At 74.4% G+C, this 18,251-nt stretch carries 12 protein-coding genes, 3 tRNA genes and 1 pseudogene; 5 read left to right on the plus strand and 11 right to left on the minus strand.

What is annotated here, in order from left to right; genetic code table 11:
* Positions 1-10: 10 nt before the first annotated feature.
* The 5 genes from RND61_RS06975 to RND61_RS06995 form a co-directional block, all read right to left on the minus strand.
* Positions 11-1,468, minus strand: coding sequence for a sensor histidine kinase (locus tag RND61_RS06975; protein WP_315876904.1), 1,458 nt, complete (start codon positions 1,466-1,468; stop codon positions 11-13).
* On the minus strand, positions 1,465-2,208 hold the full coding sequence (locus tag RND61_RS06980; RefSeq protein WP_315876905.1) for a response regulator transcription factor: 744 nt from the start codon (positions 2,206-2,208) through the stop codon (positions 1,465-1,467). The genes RND61_RS06975 and RND61_RS06980 overlap by 4 nt, the downstream gene beginning before the upstream one ends.
* A gap of 301 nt (positions 2,209-2,509) precedes the next feature.
* A complete protein-coding gene (locus tag RND61_RS06985) occupies positions 2,510-3,307 on the minus strand; it encodes a DUF2797 domain-containing protein (protein ID WP_315876906.1) in 798 nt (265 codons plus the stop codon).
* A gap of 342 nt (positions 3,308-3,649) precedes the next feature.
* A tRNA-Arg gene (locus RND61_RS06990) sits at positions 3,650-3,722 on the minus strand.
* 203 nt (positions 3,723-3,925) lie between these two features.
* Positions 3,926-4,016: transfer RNA gene (locus tag RND61_RS06995), tRNA-Ser, on the minus strand.
* Positions 4,017-4,220: 204 nt separating this feature from the next.
* Here RND61_RS06995 and RND61_RS07000 point away from each other — a divergent pair.
* Both RND61_RS07000 and RND61_RS07005 read left to right on the plus strand, forming a co-directional pair.
* The gene (locus RND61_RS07000) at positions 4,221-4,673 is read left to right on the plus strand and encodes an SSI family serine proteinase inhibitor (RefSeq protein ID WP_315876907.1); all 453 of its coding nucleotides are present in this window, start codon (positions 4,221-4,223) and stop codon (positions 4,671-4,673) included.
* Between the two features lie 157 nt (positions 4,674-4,830).
* Positions 4,831-8,919, plus strand: a complete 4,089-nt coding sequence (locus tag RND61_RS07005; RefSeq protein WP_315876908.1) for a response regulator — start codon at positions 4,831-4,833, stop codon at positions 8,917-8,919.
* Positions 8,920-8,983: 64 nt separating this feature from the next.
* Here the strand turns inward: RND61_RS07005 and RND61_RS07010 are convergent, their stop codons facing one another.
* The 5 genes and pseudogenes from RND61_RS07010 to RND61_RS07025 form a co-directional block, all read right to left on the minus strand.
* A complete protein-coding gene (locus RND61_RS07010; RefSeq protein WP_315876909.1) occupies positions 8,984-10,633 on the minus strand; it encodes a long-chain fatty acid--CoA ligase in 1,650 nt (549 codons plus the stop codon).
* A 179-nt stretch (positions 10,634-10,812) separates the two neighbouring features.
* Complete coding sequence (locus tag RND61_RS07015; protein ID WP_315876910.1) at positions 10,813-11,358, minus strand: SigE family RNA polymerase sigma factor; 546 nt, start codon at positions 11,356-11,358, stop codon at positions 10,813-10,815.
* A 474-nt stretch (positions 11,359-11,832) separates the two neighbouring features.
* Positions 11,833-11,955, minus strand: a complete 123-nt coding sequence (locus tag RND61_RS32630) for a hypothetical protein (RefSeq protein WP_391652997.1) — start codon at positions 11,953-11,955, stop codon at positions 11,833-11,835.
* A 118-nt stretch (positions 11,956-12,073) separates the two neighbouring features.
* A pseudogene (locus RND61_RS32635) lies at positions 12,074-12,547 on the minus strand (DUF817 family protein); the annotation flags it as partial.
* A gap of 263 nt (positions 12,548-12,810) precedes the next feature.
* A tRNA-Ser gene (locus RND61_RS07025) sits at positions 12,811-12,895 on the minus strand.
* Between the two features lie 469 nt (positions 12,896-13,364).
* On the opposite strand from RND61_RS07025, the gene RND61_RS07030 reads away from it, so the two are divergent.
* Positions 13,365-14,606 carry a hypothetical protein gene (locus RND61_RS07030; protein ID WP_315876912.1) on the plus strand — a complete coding sequence of 414 codons (1,242 nt, stop codon included), beginning with the start codon at positions 13,365-13,367 and terminating at the stop codon, positions 14,604-14,606.
* Positions 14,607-14,854: 248 nt separating this feature from the next.
* Here RND61_RS07030 and RND61_RS07035 read toward each other — a convergent pair whose 3' ends face one another.
* Positions 14,855-16,402, minus strand: a complete 1,548-nt coding sequence (locus tag RND61_RS07035; protein ID WP_315876913.1) for a S1C family serine protease — start codon at positions 16,400-16,402, stop codon at positions 14,855-14,857.
* Positions 16,403-16,617: 215 nt separating this feature from the next.
* Here RND61_RS07035 and RND61_RS07040 point away from each other — a divergent pair, with 215 nt between their 5' ends.
* Both RND61_RS07040 and RND61_RS07045 read left to right on the plus strand, forming a co-directional pair.
* Positions 16,618-17,424, plus strand: a complete 807-nt coding sequence (locus RND61_RS07040; protein WP_315876914.1) for a glycerophosphodiester phosphodiesterase — start codon at positions 16,618-16,620, stop codon at positions 17,422-17,424.
* Between the two features lie 47 nt (positions 17,425-17,471).
* Positions 17,472-18,182, plus strand: a complete 711-nt coding sequence (locus RND61_RS07045) for an ATP-binding protein (RefSeq protein WP_315876915.1) — start codon at positions 17,472-17,474, stop codon at positions 18,180-18,182.
* Positions 18,183-18,251 lie beyond the last annotated feature (69 nt).

Genomic DNA, 18,251 nt, shown 5'->3' on the forward strand with positions numbered 1-18,251 from the left:
GCCGGCGCTGTCAGAGCTGTGTGACGAGCCTGTGGCCCACCTGTGAGTCCGGGAGGCGGACGGCGAACACGGTCCGCCCGGGCACGCTCGACACGTCCACGTGCCCGCCGTGCGCGGTGACGACCGCCTGCACGATGGCCAACCCCAGCCCCGTGGACCCCGACTGCCGGGACCTGGAGGTGTCACCGCGTGCGAACCGCTGGAAGACGTACGGCAGCAGCTCCCCCGGCACCCCCGGCCCGTCGTCACAGACCTCCAGCAGCACCCCGTGCCCGTCGCGGCGCACCCGCGCGGTCACGGTCGTCCCGGCGGGCGTGTGGGCGCGGGCGTTGCCGAGGAGGTTGACGAGGACCTGCTGGAGTCGTGCCGGATCGCCGTGCACGGTGACCGGGTCGGGCGGCAGGTCGAGCCGCCACACATGGCCGGGCCCGGCGGCACGGGCGTCGCTGACGGCGTCGACGACCAGCGGGGACAGGTCGGTCGGCTCGTACGAGAGGGGGCGGCCGGCGTCGAGGCGCGCGAGCAGCAGGAGGTCCTCGACGAGCCCGGTCATGCGGGTGGCCTCGGCCTCGATCCGGGTGAGGGCGTGCCGCGTGGCGGGCCCGGCCTCCTCGTGGCCGCGCCGGGTCAGCTCGGCGTACCCGCGGATCGACGCGAGCGGGGTGCGCAGCTCGTGGCTGGCGTCGGCGACGAACTGGCGGACGCGGGTCTCGCTCACCTGACGGGCGTGGAGCGCCGAGTGGACGTGGTCGAGCATCCGGTTCAGGGCGGCGCCCACCTGGCCCACCTCGGTGCGCGGGTCGGCCTCCGTGTCGGGGACGCGTTCGTGGAGGGCGACCTCGCCGCGGTGCAGGGGGAGTTCGCTGACGCGCCGGGCCGTCGCGGCGACCCGGCGCAGGGGCCGCAGGGCGACCCCGACGAGGGTGCCGCCCGCGATGGCGGCGGCGACGAGTCCGGCGGCGGTGACGCACACCTCGACGAGGACCAGCGTGCCGACCGTGTCCCGCACGTCACCGAGCGGGAAGGCCAGGACGAGCCGCGCGTCCGGGGAGGAGAGCACCCGGTGGTCGCCGAGGCCGGGCAGGGTGACCGTGTGGACGGCGCCGTCGCGGGGCGCGGCGGACAGGGCGGCGAGCTGGGCGCCGGTGAGCGCCCCGGGGACGTCGCCGGGGCGAGGACTGTCGAGCCGGCCCGCCACGCCCAGCGGCCCGCCGGGCGTCTCCGCCCTCCCGCCGACCGTCCCCAGCTCGTTGCCGGGGGCGCCGACGAACCGCAGGCCGCCCGCGCGGTCCATGGTGCCGCGGTGGACGGCCTCACGGAGCTGCCCGTCCTTCTGCTCGACGAGGTACGAGCGCAGGGCGATGGTGGTGACGGCGCCGATCACGGCCGCGACGACGGCGATCAGCGCCACGGCGGAGACGACGAGCCGGGTCCGCAGCGACCAGGGCCGCCTCCTCGCCGCCGTCATTCGCCCGGCTTGATCAGGTATCCGGCGCCGCGCCGCGTGTGGATCATCGGGGAGCGGCCGGCGTCGATCTTGCGGCGGAGGTACGAGATGTAGAGCTCGACGACGTTGGCCTGGCCGCCGAAGTCGTACGACCAGACACGGTCGAGGATCTGGGCCTTGCTGAGGACGCGGCGCGGATTGCGCATGAGGAACCGCAGCAGCTCGAACTCGGTCGCCGTCAGGTGGATGCCCTGCCCGCCACGGGTGACCTCGTGGCTGTCCTCGTCGAGGGTGAGGTCCCCGACGACCAGCAGCGACCCGCTGCGGACGAGCCCGGCGCCGGAGCGGCGGATCAGTCCGCGCAGCCGCGCGACGACCTCCTCCAGGCTGAACGGCTTGGTGACGTAGTCGTCGCCGCCCGCGGTGAGCCCGGCGATGCGGTCCTCGACGGAGTCCTTCGCCGTGAGGAACAGGACGGGCACGTCGTTCTGGTCGCGGCGCATCCGCTGGAGCACGCTCAGCCCGTCCATATCGGGCAGCATCACGTCGAGGACGACGGCGTCGGGCCGGAAGTCGCGCGCGGCACGCACGGCGTCGATGCCGTTCTCCGCGCTGCGGACCTCCCAGCCCTCGTAGCGGAGGGCGAGGGACAGCAGCTCGGAGAGGGACGACTCGTCGTCGACGACGAGGACACGGACCGGGCTGCCGTCGGGCCGGCGCATCTCGGAGCGGGCGCGGGACTGGGGAGGGGAGACGGTCATGCTGCCACGCTGCGCCCGGCCGCTGAGAGGCCGCTTACGCGTTCCTGTGAATTCCCTGAGAAACCTCCGGACAGCGCTGCGCCATTGCCCTGGACCACTCGACGACCGGTCGTCCCCGGGCCCCTGCCGTTCCCGCGCTCCTGCCGTTCCCGCGCCCCCGGTCGGCGGGGGCACCCGTAGCCCCCGGACGCGTCCGGCTTCGGCTTCGGCTTCGGCTTCGGCTTCGGCTTCGGCTTCGGCTTCGGCTTCGGCTTCGGTCACGAACGGCCTCGGCCCCGCCCCGTACCGCGGATCCGTCGCGTCAGAAGAGTCCCCGCTGCACGACGTCGACGGGCAGGGTGACCCGGCCCCCGCCCCGGACGACCTCCCACCCGGCGACGAGCCGGCCGTCGAGCACGACCTGCCGCCCGTCGCCCAGCTCAAGGTGCAGGTCGGGACCGGCGACCGCCAGCAGGGTGCCGGCCAGTTCCCCGCCCGCCACGAGGCCGCCGACGACGCCGTCGACCCGTGCCACCCGGTCGAGCCCGAAGACTCCGGCGTGGTCGCGCACCCCCTCGAACGGCAGGGCCTCCAGCGTGTCCTCCCACCCCGGTACGGCGCGGGCGGCCCGGTACAGCCGCTCGACCTTCCCCGCCCGCTCCGCGGCGCCCGGCAGCTCCACGCGCGCGAGGCGCTTGGCGGCGTACGGGATCCGGTCGGGCACCCCGAACGCGGCGCCCAGCACCTCCTCGGTCCGGCGGGCTGCCATCAGCGGCCCGCGCCCGAGCCAGGTGAACGCGACGGCACCCTGTTCGAGCAACCGCGCGTCGCCCCGCTCCTCGGCGGTGATGCCCACCTTGGCCAGGGCGCCGCCGAACCAGGCGAGGTACACGCGGAAGACCCTCGGGTCGTCGGGCGCGGTGTCGGCGGCGACGGAGTGGGCCCGGTCGAGGCGCACGCACCGCGGGCACAGCCCTCCGGTGCCGCGGGCGCCGACGACGGCACGGTCCGGGCAGGGGTTGCCGCGCGCACCGGGGCACAGGCGTTCGCCGACGATCCGGAAGGCCAGTGCGCGCCCGTACGCGAGGGGGCTGGTCCGCCCGCCCTCCCAGGCCCACACGGGCCGGTGCCCGTCCCACCGGACGCCCCGGCTCCGCCACCCGCCGTTCACGGGGCGGTGAGCGCGGCCGGCTCCCCGCGCACCAAAGCGCCGCCCCTCCCCGGAACGGGCAGGACACCCGGCACGGAACACCGGTTCCCAGCAGGCACCACCATGCGCGCCACTGTCCCACACGCCCCCGCCGTCCGCCGCGGCGAGCGGCGGAGAGGTCCGGACGGCGATCGGCCGGCTCTCCGACGCGATGTGGGCAACCCGAACGGCTGAACCCGGTCGCTGTACTTCGCTGCTGTACGCCCCGGCAACGCAAGAGGCCCCGGATCTCTCCGGGGCCTCTCATTCATGTGCACTCGGCAGGATTCGAACCTGCAACCTTCTGATCCGTAGTCAGATGCTCTATCCGTTAAGCTACGAGTGCCTGCCAGGGATCTTACTCTCTGGCTTTCCTCCCGGGCTTTTCGGCCCGGCCGGCGTTGCGAGAACAACATTACATGACCTGCGCCGTGACGCGAAATCCATTAGCCAAACCACCCCTGACCTGGGCAAATCACCCACCACACCCCTGTCGGACGGCCCGGGAACGGCGGAAGCCCCGGCCGTGGGGCCGGGGCTTCCGTGGGGCGGAGGCGGAGGGATTTGAACCCTCGATGGGCTTTAAGACCCAAACCGCATTAGCAGTGCGGCGCCATAGACCGGACTAGGCGACGCCTCCAGTGCACCCGCGCTCGCGCGTGTGGTGCGTGCAGATGATGACACAGCCGGGGGCCGCGCCACCAATCGCCGTCCACGGTACTAGGCGCCGGGGGCGCAGGGCAAAGGCTTACGGTTGCGCAACGCGGCGGCCGGTGCAGCGTTAGAGAGGTGGGGAGCCGGGCCCCGCCGGCGCCCCGCATGATTCCCGAGCCCTGGAGCACCCATGCTGCGCCGTATCGTCCTGACCTCCGCCGCCTCCGTCGTCGCCCTCGGCCTCGGCGCGCCCCTCGCCGTGGCCGTGCCGCTGCCGCAACTGCCCCCGCTGCTCGCCGCCGACAGCCCCGACGCGCTGACGGTCACCGTGGAGCAGACCGGCAACCCGGCCGCCGACGGAACGTTCAGGCTGGAGTGCGACGGCGACCGGGGCAGCGGCACCCACCCGCGCGCCGACCGGGCCTGCGCGCGGCTGGCGGCGCTGTCCGAGGAGGACCAGGACCCGTTCGCCCCCGTCCCCCAGGACCGGATGTGCACCCAGCAGCACGGCGGCCCGGCCACCGCCCGCGTCACCGGCACCTGGCACGGCCGCGAGGTCGACGCCCGCTTCACCCGGACGAACGGCTGTGAGATCGCCCGTTGGGAGAGCCTGCAGCCCGTCCTCCCGATGGCCCGGTCATAGCGCGACGGCGCTCTCACCAGTGATGACGGGCCAGGGGCGTACGCCAAGCGCACACAAACCCGCGCAGGGCTCCCCCTCATCCGCCGCCCCGCGTACACCCCCAGCCCTTAGACTCCCTCCCGTAAGCGGCAGTAGGTCAGTGGGAGGAAGCGTCGTCGTGAGCAGCAGGCCATCCCGAGGCGCTGCTCGCCTCGCAGCCATACTCGACGCCCTGCCTGACGGGCTCGTCCTCGTCAACACCAACGGCACGGTCGTCAACGCCAACACCGTCGCGCTCGAAATGTTCGAGACGCCCGGCACGGCGCTGGTGGGGCGCGGCCTGCTGGACCTGCTGCCCTCGTTCGACTCGCGCCTCATCCCCGGCTCCATGCGGCGCCCCGAGGCCGTGGGCCCGCTGGGCCGGACGAAGCCGAACCGCATGGTGGCCCGGCGGACGGACGGGAGCGAGTTCCCCGTCGAGGTCACCAGCGCCGGCCTGGAGGACGGCCGCGAGGCGTACGCCTCGTACGGCCCCAGCTCGTACAGCGGCGACGAACTGCTGATGATCGTCGTCCGCGACCTCTCCGGGACCATCGACACCGAGGCCGAGCTGGCCCGCTCGCAGCGCCAGACCGAGATGATCCTGCGCGCCGCCTCCGAGGGCGTCGTCGGCACGGACACGGACGGGCGCATCGTCCTGGTCAACCCCGCCGCCGCCCAGATCCTGGGCTGGCGGGCCAGCGACCTGGGCGGCAAGGAGCTCCACCCGCTGATGCTGCACTCGCGCGCGGACGGCGAGCCCTTCCCGTACGACGAGTCGCCGCTCGCCGACACGCTGCGCTCGGGGCGGAAGCACCGCGTCCGGGGGCAGGTCGTCTGGGCGAAGGACGGTTCCGCCGTACCGGTGGACCTGACGACCGCTCCCGTGCGGGACGGGGACCAGCTCGTCGGCGCCGTCATGACGTTCGCGGACCGGCGGCCGTACGAGCAGCTCGCCGAGGAGCACGCCGCTCGGATCGCCGCGCTCACGGAGAAGCACGCCGCGGAGACCGCCGAGCTGGCCGAGAAGCACGACGCCGAGATCGCCGCGTACGAGGAGCGGCTCGCCGGCGCCGGGAAGCGGTACGAGTCGCTCGCCGGACGGCACGCCCAGTTGACCGCCGTCCTGGGCGGGTCGCTGCGCGGGCCGCTGGAGGAGCTGCGCCGCGAGCTGGGCACGCTCGCCGCGGACCCCGCCGGGCAGCTGTGGCCCGAGGCCAACCAGATCCTCCACCACCTGGCCGCCGGGTACGCCCGGATGACGACCCTCGTCGACAACGTCCTCGGCTTCCAGCGGCTGGATGTGGGCGAGGAGGAGCTGCGCAAGGAGCCGGTGCTGCTCGACGCGGTCGTGGCCGGCGGCATCGACGGCGCGGTCGAGCTGATCGGGCCGGGCCGGGTGCAGTTCGCGGTGCACGCGCCGCCGATCGAGGCGGAGGTCGACGGCGTGCGCCTGGCGACCGCCCTCGCGCACCTGGTGGCCGATGTCGCGGGGGTCGACTCCACGGGCAAGGCGCGCGTCCCTGCGGACGGCGGCTACGCCGGGTCGACGATCGTGGTGGCCGCGGCGCAGCGCGGTGAGGTCGTGCGGATCGAGGTACGCGGGCCGTACGCGGGCGGCGACCCGGTGCACGAGCCGATCGTGCGCGGGATCGTGCGCGCGCACGGCGGTGTCCTCCAGACGCACGACGTGCCCGGTACGAGCGGCAGCGCGTACGTGCTGGAGGTGCCGCTGGGCGCGGGGAGGGGCGCCGACGCGCCGGCCGCCCCCGAAGGGCGCGACGAGGCCGCCGCCGGCACGGGGACCGGGAGCGGTGCCGGTCCGGTGGCCGGGAGCGGTGCCGGAACCGAGGGCTCCGCGGGTGGTGCGGGGATCGTGGCCGTGGCGCTGCCCGCGCAGCAGTCCGGTCCGGACCGCGGTTCGGGTCCGGGTGTCGTCGCGGGCTCCGGGGACACCGCGGCGGGCGGTGGTCGGCGGCGGGCCCGGCGCGCCTCGACGGACGCGTTCCTCGACAGCCCGGTACGCGCCGAGGACCCCGTGGCGGCCCCGCCGACCGGTCGGCGCCGCGCCGCCGGGTCCTCCGGGGACGCGACGGGGGGGCAGCGGCTCGTACCCGCGCAGGGTTCCGGGGGAACCGAACCGACCGGGCGCCGTCGAGGGCGCCCCAGCCCGGCCGAGGCCGTACCGGCTGAGGGCTCCGTCGTGACGGCCGCCGAGTCGGCGCAGGCCCGTCCGATGGCGCTCGGGGACACCGTCCCGCCGCAGGGCGTCGCCCCGGCGGGTGACGCCGTACCGGCGCTGCCGCCCGCGCCGGTGCCCGCGCAGGCGCCCGTGCCCGCGGGGCGCCGTGCGCGCCGGGTCCTCGCGGTGGGTCAGGGCCGCTCCGGGGCGCCCGCCGAGGACGCTGGGCGGGCGGCCTTCGCCCTTCCCCCGGCGGAGGCGGACCGGGCCCGACCTGCTCCCGCTCCCGCCCCGACCGGTCAGGCCGGTCAGCCGGCGCAGGCCGCGCAGCCGGGCCGGATCGCGCAGCCGGGCGAGCCGGCCCCGGCGGCGCGGACGCAGCCGGTCGCGCCGGCGGCACCAGTCGCGCCGGCCGCACCGGCCGCACCGGCCGAGGACAGTCGCCACGACGCCGTACGCAGGGTGCCGGACGCCGACCACACCCCGCCGCAGCCCCATCCCCTCCCGGTGCCGCCGGGCGCGCCGGTACCGCCGGGTGCCGCCGTACCACCGGGTGTGCCGGGTGCCCGAGCGGTTCCCGGTGCGGCCGTACCGCCCGGTACCGCTGGTGCTCCCGTGCCGCCAGGTGTCCCCGGTACGCCCGTGCCCCCTGATGCCGCCGCGCCCGACGGCGCCCCTGTGCCGCCGGTCTCCCCCGGCGCTCCCACCACCCCTGTCCCCCCTGGCGCCCCGTCCCCGTCGGGCACCCCCGTACCCCCCGGTGCCCCGGCCGCCACCGACGCGCCCCAGCCCGGCGCCGCCGTACCCGCACCCGGCGCCACCGCCGTGCCCACCGGTCGGCGCCGCGCCGTGTCCGCGCCCGGTCCCGTGCCGGGCCCCGCCGCCGGCGCGCCCGACGGCTCCCCCGCCGAGGCGACCGGGTCCACGCAGGGCCGGGCGTTCAGCGTCCGGACCCTCGGCCAGGGCGTGCCGTTCGCGCAGCAGACCCCCGCGGTCCAGCACCAGACGCCCGCCCAGGGCACCGGTACCGGCTCCGGGCGCCGCCGCAAACTGGCCACGCCCCCGGAGATCGATCCGCAGCCCGCGCCCGACGCGACCGCCGCAGCGCCCGCGGCGCCCCCGGCCGGCGCCCCCGCGCCGGTTCCGCACGCCGCCGCGCCCCCCGCCCACCAGCGCCTCACCACCCCCGTCTCCGAGGGCCGTGCCTACGAGATAGGGGCGCCGGACGAGGGCGCGGACGAGGGACCCGAGCCGCTGGACGGACCGGGCGGCGCCGTCGAGGTCACCAACGAGCCGCAGCCGCAGCCCGTCGACGACGAACTGCCGCCCGAGCCGCTGGACAACCCCCGGCGCCTCCTCGTCTGGCCCGCGCCGGACGTCGCCACGCAGCAGGCGCTGACCGACCGCGGCTACCGGCCGGTGATCGTGCACTCCCGCGAGGAGGTCGACGCGCAGATCGCCGCGTTCCCGGCGGCCCTGTTCGTGGACCCGCTGACCGGGCCCATCACGCGCACCGCCCTGCAGTCGCTGCGCCAGGCGGCGGTCGCCGCCGAGGTGCCGGTGCTGCTGGCGGCCGGGCTCGGCCAGGCGACCCGCGAGGCCGCGTACGGCGCCGACCCCGCCGTACTCCTCAAGGCGCTGGCGCCCCGCGACAGCGAGCAGCACCCGTCACGGGTCCTGCTGATCGAGGAGCACGACGAGATCGCGCACGCGCTGACGGACGCCCTGGAGCGGCGCGGCATGCGGGTGCAGCGGGCGGCGGTGGACAGCGAGGCGGTCGCCCTCGCCACCCAGCTACCGCCGAACCTCGTCGTCATGGACCTGATGCAGGTACGGCGCCGGCGGGCCGGGATCATCGACTGGCTGCGCGCCAACGGCCACCTGAACCGCACGCCGCTCGTCGTCTACACCTCGGCGGGCCTCGACGAGGCGGACCTGCCGAGGCTGGCGTCGGGCGAGACGGTGCTGTTCCTGGCGGAGCGGTCCACCAACCCCGAGGTGCAGTCGCGGATCGTCGACCTGCTCGCGAAGATCGGCACCAACTGACGCGACGGAGGAGGGGGCGGGCCGGGCCCACCCCCTCCTCCTCGCCCGTCCGCCGCGCCGGCGGTCAGAGCTGGGTGACGTCCAGCTCCCCGGCCGCGTACTGCTTGCGGATCACCTTCTTGTCGAACTTGCCGACGCTCGTCTTCGGCACGGCCGGGATGACCGCCCAGCGCTCCGGCAGCTGCCACCTGGCGATGCCCGACTCCGCGAGGAACGCGCGCAGCGCCTCGTAGCCGATGGTCGCGCCCTCCTTGAGGACGACCGTCGCGAGCGGGCGCTCGCCCCACCGGTCGTCCGGGACGGCCACGACGGCGGCCTCGGCGACGTCCGGGTGACCCATCAGGGCGTTCTCCAGCTCGACCGACGAGATCCACTCGCCGCCCGACTTGATGACGTCCTTCGCGCGGTCCGTGAGGGTGAGGTACCCGTCGGGGCTGATGACGCCGACGTCGCCGGTCTTCAGCCAGCCGTCCGCGCTGAACTTGTCCTCGGGACGCAGCGGCTCGCTCCCCGAGCCGCCGTAGTACGCGCCCGCGATCCACGGGCCGCGCACCTCCAGCTCACCGGCCGACTCGCCGTCCCACGGCAGCACCTCGCCGCCCGGGCCGATCAGTCGCGCCTCGACACCGGCCGGGAAGCGGCCCTGCGTGATGCGGTACGGCCACTCCTCCTCGTCGGACAGGCCGGCCGGCGGGAACGCCATGGTGCCGAGCGGGGACGTCTCCGTCATGCCCCAGGCGTGGCAGAGGCGGACGCCCAGCTTGTCGTACGCCTCCATGAGGGAGGGCGGACAGGCGGCGCCGCCGATGGTGACGTTGGCCATGGAGGAGATGTCGCGCGGGTTGGCGGTCACCTCGGCGAGGAGGCCCTGCCAGATGGTGGGGACGGCGGCGGCGTGCGTCGGCCGCTCCTTCTCGATCATCTCGGCGAGCGGGGCGGGCTGGAGGAAGCGGTCCGGCATCAGCATGTTCACGCCGCTCATGAAGGTCGAGTGCGGCAGGCCCCAGGCGTTCACGTGGAACTGCGGGACGACGACGAGGGTCGTGTCGCGGTCGGTGAGGCCCATGGACTCGGACATGTTCACCTGCATGGAGTGCAGGTAGATGGAGCGGTGGGAGTAGACGACGCCCTTCGGGTCCCCGGTGGTGCCGGAGGTGTAGCACATGGCCGCGGCCTGGCGTTCGTCCAGCTCGGGCCAGTCGAAGGTGTCCGGACGGCCCGCTATCAGCTCCTCGTAGTCGTGGACGCGCGGCGCGGCGTCGTCGAGGACGGAGCGGTCGCCGGGGCCGGAGACGACGACGTGCTCGACCGTCGGCAGGTGCGGCAGGAGCGGCGCGAGGAGGGGGAGGAGGGAGCCGTTGACCAGGATGACCCGGTCGGCGGCGTGGTTGACGATCCAGATCAGCTGCTCGGCCGGCAGGCGCAGGTTGAGCGTGTGCAGGACCGCGCCCATGGAGGGGATCGCCAGGTACGCCTCGACGTGCTCGGCGTTGTTCCACATGAGCGTCGCGACCCGGTCGTCGCCGGTGACGCCGAGTTCGTCGCGCAGGGCGTTGGCCAGCCGCGTGGCCCGGGTCCCGGCTTCGGCGAAGCTGCGGCGGTGCGGCTCCGGCCCTCCGGTCCAGGTGGTGATCTGCGACTTCCCGTGGATCGTCATCCCGTGGTGAAGGATGCGGGTGACGGTCAGCGGTACGTCCTGCATGGTGCTCAGCACGGCGTCCTCCCGATGGGCGCTCGCTACGCGGCAGTGTGGTGTGCAGATTCTGCGCACATACCGAGCGGTATGTCACTACCCAGAGGTACGCGGTTTCACGTGAAACATCCCCCGTGAGCACCCGTTCCGGACCGCGCCGGCCCGCAGGTGACCGCTCGTGCGCGTCGTGCCGCTCGGCGTCACCGTACCGGCGCCAGCTCCGGGTCGTCCCGCAGTTTGCCGAGTGCGCGGGAAACGGCGCTTTTGACCGTACCGACGGAGACCCCGAGCACCGCTGCCGTCTGCGCCTCGCTGAGGTCCTCGTAGTACCGGAGGACGACCATGGCGCGCTGCCGGTCGGGGAGCCGCATGACCGCACGCCACATCGTGTCGCGCAGGGCCTGCTGCTCGGCCGGGTCGGGCTCCGGCACGCCGTACGGCTCGGGCAGTTCGTCGCACGCGAACTCGTCCACCTTGCGCTTGCGCCACTGCGACGTGCGCGTGTTGACGAGGGCGCGGCGCACGTAACCGTCGAGGGCGCGGTGGTCCTCGATGCGCTCCCAGGCGACGTACGTCTTGGTGAGGGCGGTCTGCAGCAGGTCCTCGGCGTCGCTCGGGTTCGCGGTGAGCGAGCGGGCGGTGCGCAGCAGGAGGGGCCCCCGGGCCCGTACGTACGAGGAGAAGGACGGGTACGCGGTGGCGGCCGTGGAGGCTCCGGCACAGACGGGGCCAGTAGTCGCGGTCATACGTCCACGCTAGGAGCAGGCATCCGCGCGGGGATCGCCCCCAGGTCCCGAAACGGCGTCCCCCTCAGGTTGTAGGGGCGGCGCGGACCCCACCTCCTGTAGGTGGAGGGGGACGGCCACCCGGTCAGGGTTCCGGGGGGCGGGTACGACGCGCGGCCCGCACCCCGATACCTCCGTACCGGCGCGCGGGCCGCGGATCGCCACCCCACCGTCGTCCCCTCACCCCTCGGGCCGCGGTCCACCTGGCGGGGGCCGGGTGATCAGCGCCGCGCGCGCGGCCGGTCTCGGCGCCGAAGGCAGGGCCGTGCCGAGGGCGCGAGCGGTGGGGACACGTTCCACGCGGGCCTCCTGAAGCGGTGCGTTCTCGTCGTCTCGCGGATCCAGACTGCCCACCGACCCCCCGGCAAACCGGGCTGGACCACCCAATCCCCCTGAAGCGTGATCGGTCACTCGATAAACCACGGGCCCCATGGATCACACCGCCGTGGGACCGTCCCCGTGCCGCCTCCGGGACCGTTCGACGAGGACGAAAGTCACGCTGATCAGCAGCGCCCAGGCCCCGAACTTGGTCAACGCGACCGGTCGCCAGCCGTCCACCTGGTGCGGGTGGCTCCAGGCTCCGACGTACGCGGCGGCGCTCTCGGCGACCCGGAGAGAACCCGATCAGCATGAACGACAGCCCGAGCGGCATCCGGTACCGCCGCGCCCCCACCGTGAACCACACCCGGGCCCCGGCGGTCACCAGAAGCAGTCCGGCGGCGAGCGGCCAGCGGAGGTCCGGGAGCCAGTGGCGGGTGAGGAAGTTGACGTACACGGCGCCGGCGAGGACGGCGGTCGCGGTCGTCCGGTACCCACAGACGCGCAGGTCGAACAGGTGCCAGGCCCGCCACACGCAGCTCCCGACCGCCGCGCACAGGAAGCGCCCGTACAAGGGGACCGCGGCGACCTTCATGAGCGCCTCCTCGGGACAACTCCACGAGCCGAGCCGCACCTTGACGGACACGAACAGCAACCCGACGACGTGGCACGCGGCGATCACCCCGGTGTCCCGCGCGGTGTCCCACCACCCGCCGGGCGACGACGGCCGGCACGACCCCGTACACGAACACCAGGTCGTACCGCGCGACGGGCGTTTCGGGCAGCACGGCGGACACCCCGATGCCCCCGACGAGCGCCGCGGCGAAGGCACAACAGCGCACCCGCAGAAGCCCGAACCAAGAAGAACTGCCGCACACCACGGGGCATCGCGCCCGCGCCACCAGGGACGTGCCGTCCCCCGCCCCGGTTTTCCCGGCCTGCCGAGGCGGGGGCGGAACCGACCGGGTTCGAACCGGCGGCCTCGCGATTTCGGAGGCCGCGCGCGACGACCCCTGGCACGACCCGCCCGACACGTGAAGGGGCGCCCCGGCAGCGGGGCGCCCCTTCACCTCCGGCACGGACACCGGGATGCTGCGGTGGGTGTGGGATTTGAACCCACGGTGGCTCGCGCCACGACGGTTTTCAAGACCGTTCCCTTAGGCCGCTCGGGCAACCCACCCTCGCCCCGGCCCACCTGGGCGGAGCGGGTACAGACTACCGGCCTCGGGCCGCGTCGTGGGGTGGTGGCCCGAGGGGATCCGCCGCCACCCGCCCCCGCTACCACGTCTTCGACCCGCGGATGTGCCGCCGGACGACGTTCCGGGGCGGGCACACGGGACGATGCACACGTACGGGGTGGCCACTTCTTGAGCGACGTCACGCGTGCGGGTGAGTGTCGAGTCCGGGCGCCGGGGTACGCAGTCGCCGGCCCGGGGGCTGCGGCGAGTTGGGTCCGGAGAGGGGCCGGAGGCTGAAAAAGCCTCTCTATCAAGGGGTTTCCGAAAAGGACCGGTACCGCTGAGCACGTTTCCGGTTGTCTTCGATCAGCGGCGTGCGCGTGTCTACGTCGAGGTAAACGTCCCGATTGTTCAGAATGTTGCTAACTGCCCCAGTTGAAACTATGAAGTTTCGTTGCCGAGGAGCATGACATGCAGGTTCGCAGGTGGCTCCCAGACCAGCCCACCCGTATCGGCCGGCACGACTGGCCGGACGAGGGCGACAACGGAACGCACATGCGACTGCGGGCCGGCTCCATCGTGGTACTCGACCGGCAGGCGTGGCGGATCCTGGAGATCAACGGCTACGTGGGTGACCGGTGGCCGGACTCCTACGAGAAGGCGTGGCGCGAACACGTCGAGTTGTGGTGGCACGCCAACGAACTGCGCCGGGCCAACAACCAGGCCGTCAAACCGGCCCCCGAGCGGGCCGAGTTCTACAAGCGCCCGGTGGTCCTGGTGCTGCGCAACGAGAACCTGCCCCGCTCCACGCCGAAGCACTGGTGCGCCCCCGCCAGCCACGACTGGCAGGTCCTCCCCGAGCACTACGCCGTCTGCCGCGCCTGCGGCGAACTGCCGCCCTGCCGCCACGGGGAGTACCGCTGGGAGGGCGGCCCCCGCTGGCCGGAGCAGAACGGCGGCATCCCGCTCATGGTGCCGGAGGGCTGCTGCATGGGGTGCGCCGAGCCGATCAGGCCGCGGATGCGGACCGTGCGCTTCCCCGGGCCGAACCTCTGGTACCCGGACCTGGGGGAGGACACGGCCGTCTTCCACGCCCGCACCGCCTGTGCCGACCAGGTCGACTGCTACCGCATGCAGTGGCAGGCCGAGTACAACCCGCGTGCCTCCGCGCACTCCGCCACTCCGGCGTTCCCGGAATTCGAGCACTTCGTGCTGCCCCGGACCCGCAACGCGCCGGACCTGGTCCCGCACGTCCACATGACCGGCACGCTGCCGGTCGACCCGTCGGCCCCAGCGGCCCCGGCGGCCCCGGCGGCCCCGGCGGCCCACGAACCGGTACACCAGGCGGCGCAGCAGCCGACGCACCAGGTGACACACCAGTCGGCACACCAGGTGACACAGCAGCCGGGGCACCAGGCAACACACCAGTCGCCCCCCGCGGCACCCGGCGCGCCCGCGGCGGACCCGGCCGTACCGGCCGCTCCCGCCACGCCGACGCCCGCTCCCGCGGCCGAGGCGCCCGCCGCCCACGCCCCTTCCACCGAGGGCGCCGGGCTGGCCCTCCGGGCGGCGGAGGAGCTGGGCCTGTCCCTGGCCGAACGCCCGGCCTTCCACAACGCGGAGCAGGCGGCCCGGGTGATCGAGGAGCTCACCGCCGCGGTCCGGAACATCGCGCTCTGCCTGAACGACCCGGCCGCCCGCGCGCGCTCCTGACCGGCGGAAGACCGGCGGAAGACCGGCGGAGGACCGGCGGGAAACCTGGAGGACCGAGCGCGGGCTCCCCGGCACGACCGGTCACGAGCCCGGCTCAGCGCGCCCGCGGGAAGGCCCGGCACGCCCCCGGGAAGCGACGGGAGCGGCGGACCGATCCGCAGGAAGCGACGGGAGCCGCGGACCGACCCGCGGCTCCCGAGGCGACCGGTGGATCCACCGCCCCGCAGGGCGGGACGGGCCGAGCGGGGTCAGTCGCCCTTGCGCTCGCCGAGGGTGACCTGGACCTGCTTCTCCTGGGTGCCGCGCTTGTACGTCAGGGCCACCGTGTCGCCGGGCTGGTGGGTCCAGATCTCGCTGATCAGCGTCGGGCCGCTGTCGATGATGCGGTCGCCGAAGCGGGTGATCACGTCGCCCGGGCGCAGGCCGGCCTTGGCCGCGGGCCCGTTCGGGGTGATCGACGGCGTGCCGCCCGTACCCTCCTCGACGATCGTGGCGCCTTCGCCCTCCTCCGACATGTTCACCGTCGCGCCGATCATCGGGTAGACCGGCTCGCCCGTCTTGATGAGCTGCTCGGCGACGTTCTTCGCCTGGTTGATCGGGATCGCGAAGCCGAGGCCCACCGACCCCGCCTGGGACTGGCCGAGGCCGCCCGAACCGGGGGACTGGATCGCCGAGTTGATGCCGATCACCGCGCCCCGGCCGTCCAGGAGGGGGCCGCCGGAGTTGCCGGGGTTGATCGACGCGTCCGTCTGGAGGGCGCTCATGTACGAGTTCTTGCCGCCCGAGCCGTCGCTGGACGCGACCGGGCGGTTCTTCGCGCTGATGATGCCGGTCGTCACCGTGTTGGACAGGCCGAACGGGGCGCCGATCGCGATCGTCGAGTCGCCCACGACCACCTTGTCGGAGTTGCCCAACGGCAGGGGCGCCAGACCCGAGGGGGCGTTGCGGAGCTTCAGTACGGCCACGTCGTACCCCTGGGCCCGGCCGACCACCTCGGCGTCGAACTTCCTGCCGTCCGAGAAGGTCGCCGTGACCGTGCCGTTCTCGGCGGCCGACGCCACCACGTGGTTGTTGGTGAGGATGTGGCCCTCCCGGTCGTACACGAAGCCGGTGCCCGTGCCGCCCTCGCCGTCCGAGCCGCCGGACTTCGCCTCGATCGTGACGACGCTCGGCAGGGCCTTGGAGGCGACCGCCGCGACCGTGCCGGGGTCACGCTTGAAGTCGGCGGGCGTGTCGCCGACGGAGATCGTCGTCGAGGTGTTCGCGCTGTCGTTGCGCTCCGCCGCCCAGTACCCGATGCCGCCGCCGACGCCCCCGGCCACGAGGGCCGCGACCAGGACCGCCGCGACGAGCCCGCCGGAGCGCTTGCGCGGCGACGGCGGGGCCGCGACGGGCGCGGCCGGGGGCGCGCCCCACACGTCACCGGGGCCGCCGCCCGCCGGGGCGTGGGCGTACGCCTGGGTGGCGTGGGCGGCATGGGCGTCGCCCGGCGCCCCGTACGCCGGGTAGGCGGGCGGTGCGGCCGGGGGCGGGGGCGCCATGGGGGGTACGGCCCTGGGCGCCTCCGCCGGGTTCGGCGCCGGCGCGGACACGGGCTCCGGCGCGGGCGCGGCGCCCGGCGCGGGCGCGGCGTGTCCCTGCTCCCGCGCCCCGTGCGGTGCTCCCTCCGGCGTCCGCCCCGTTTCCCCGGCAGGGGGCGTGGACGCCGTGGGCTTCGCCGGGGTGCCCTCCGGAGCGGACGCGGACGGGGCGTCGGGGGCGGACGGAACCGCGGTGCCCTCGTTCTCGGTGCTCACAGCTCGTTCTCCTCGGTATCCACGTCGTCGTATCGGCACGAGCCCGCCGTGCAGTCTCCGCGCTCAGCTTTTCCTACCGCTCGTCAGGCCACTGTAAGCGGGAGCTGTGCGTCCGCCGCCCTTCCTTTATCTCCGACAATAAGGACATGCCTCGATGCGGCCGAACCACGCCGGCCGGGCTCCGCCCACCGGGCGAACGGTGGCACCATGACGCAGTGACCCACGCACGCCAGCACACGATCCAAGTCGTCGCCCACCGGGGCGCCTCCGAGGACGCGCCGGAGCACACCCTCGCCGCGTACGTGAAGGCGATCGAGGACGGGGCGGACGCCCTGGAGTGCGATGTGCGGCTCACCGCGGACGGCCATCTGGTCTGCGTGCACGACCGCCGCGTGAACCGCACCTCCAACGGGCGCGGCGCCGTCTCGGCGCTGGAGCTGGCCGACCTCGCCGCCCTCGACTTCGGGTCCCGGAAGGACAGCCACGAGAGCCCCGACTGGAGCGACCCGGAGTACACCTCGGTCCTCACCCTGGAACGGCTGCTGGAGCTCGTCGCCGACGCGGGCCGCCGCGTCGAGCTCGCCATCGAGACGAAGCACCCCACGCGCTGGGCGGGCCAGGTCGAGGAGCGGCTGGTCCGGCTGCTGCGCCGGTTCGGCCTCGCGGACCCGCCGACCCCCGCCGAGTCGGCCGTACGGATCATGAGCTTCTCTCCCCGGTCGCTGCACCGGGTGGCGGCGGCCGTGCCCACCGTCCCGACCGTCTACCTCACGCAGTTCGTCGCGCCCCGGCTGCGCGAGGGCCGCCTCCCGGCCGGTGCCCGGATCGCCGGTCCCTCGATCCGGATCATCCGGAGCCACCCCGCCTACGTCGAGCGGCTCCACGAGGCCGGTCTCCAGGTCCACGTCTGGACGGTCGACACGCCCGAGGACGTGGATCTCTGCATCCGCCTCGGAGTGGACGCCATCATCACGAACCGCCCTAAACAGGTTCTGTCCCAGCTGGGCCGTGCGTCTCAGTAGTCACGGGGAGTGCTCCGGCGCGTTCACTCCGTGGCGGGCTGTGTCGAATGCGTCACTGTAGGTGGACTGGCCGGTTTCCGGCCCAGGCCAGGAGGGCATTCACACCGTGGCATGGGGCGAAGGAGGTCTCGGGGGTGGCGTTGGTGGTGGCACAGGAAGTGCCGACGTCGTCGAGCATGGCCGTACCCCATGGCCCTGCGGGCGTGGGCGAGGCGAGGCACCGCATGCGGGAGCAGCTGCGGCGCAGCGGCGTCCCGGAGCCGGTCATCGACGACGCCGTGCTGATCCTTTCGGAACTGCTCAGCAACTCCTGCCGGCACGGCAGGCCGCTGGACGCCGCCGAGGTCGGCGAAGGCGCCGTCCGGGCCGCCTGGCGGGTCGACCCCCACGGCGCCCTGACCGTCGAGGTGACGGACGGCGGCGGTCCCACCCGCCCGGCTCCCTCCACCCCCTCGGTCACCGCGCGCGGCGGCCGGGGACTCAACATCATCAGCGCACTCGCCCAGGAGTGGGGGGTACGCGACAGCGCGTCCGGCGAGGTCACGGTGTGGGTCCTCGTCACGGGAGCACCGCCGCGCCGCGAGGGGGTCGCCGCGCTCGTCAACGGCCAGTGCGACGGCCTCACCGGTTCGGCCCTCCCCCGCGCGAACGGCGCGCGCCGCGCGCGCGTGGCCAGGGCGGGCGCCGGCGCGACCGCGAGCGCGGCGCCGCTCGTGGGTGAACTGGGGCTCCTCGACGCGTACGAGGACGCGGACTGAGGCCCGCGGCCCTCCCGTACGACTAGGCTCGCGGCCGACAGAGGACCGCGTTCCAACGGGAGACCCACG

The organism is Streptomyces tamarix, assembly GCF_032423885.1.
In the GTDB taxonomy this organism is placed as follows: domain Bacteria; phylum Actinomycetota; class Actinomycetes; order Streptomycetales; family Streptomycetaceae; genus Streptomyces; species Streptomyces tamarix.

Excerpts from the sequence above, each read along its gene's own strand:
- RND61_RS07030 (WP_315876912.1), top strand. The coding sequence starts at position 13,365 with ATGCAGGTTCGCAGGTGGCTCCCAGACCAGCCCACCCGTATCGGCCGG.
- RND61_RS07045 (WP_315876915.1), top strand. The coding sequence starts at position 17,472 with ATGCGTCACTGTAGGTGGACTGGCCGGTTTCCGGCCCAGGCCAGGAGG.
- RND61_RS07000 (WP_315876907.1), top strand. The coding sequence starts at position 4,221 with ATGCTGCGCCGTATCGTCCTGACCTCCGCCGCCTCCGTCGTCGCCCTC.
- RND61_RS06975 (WP_315876904.1), bottom strand. The coding sequence starts at position 1,468 with ATGACGGCGGCGAGGAGGCGGCCCTGGTCGCTGCGGACCCGGCTCGTC.
- RND61_RS07015 (WP_315876910.1), bottom strand. The coding sequence starts at position 11,358 with ATGACCGCGACTACTGGCCCCGTCTGTGCCGGAGCCTCCACGGCCGCC.
- RND61_RS06980 (WP_315876905.1), bottom strand. The coding sequence starts at position 2,208 with ATGACCGTCTCCCCTCCCCAGTCCCGCGCCCGCTCCGAGATGCGCCGG.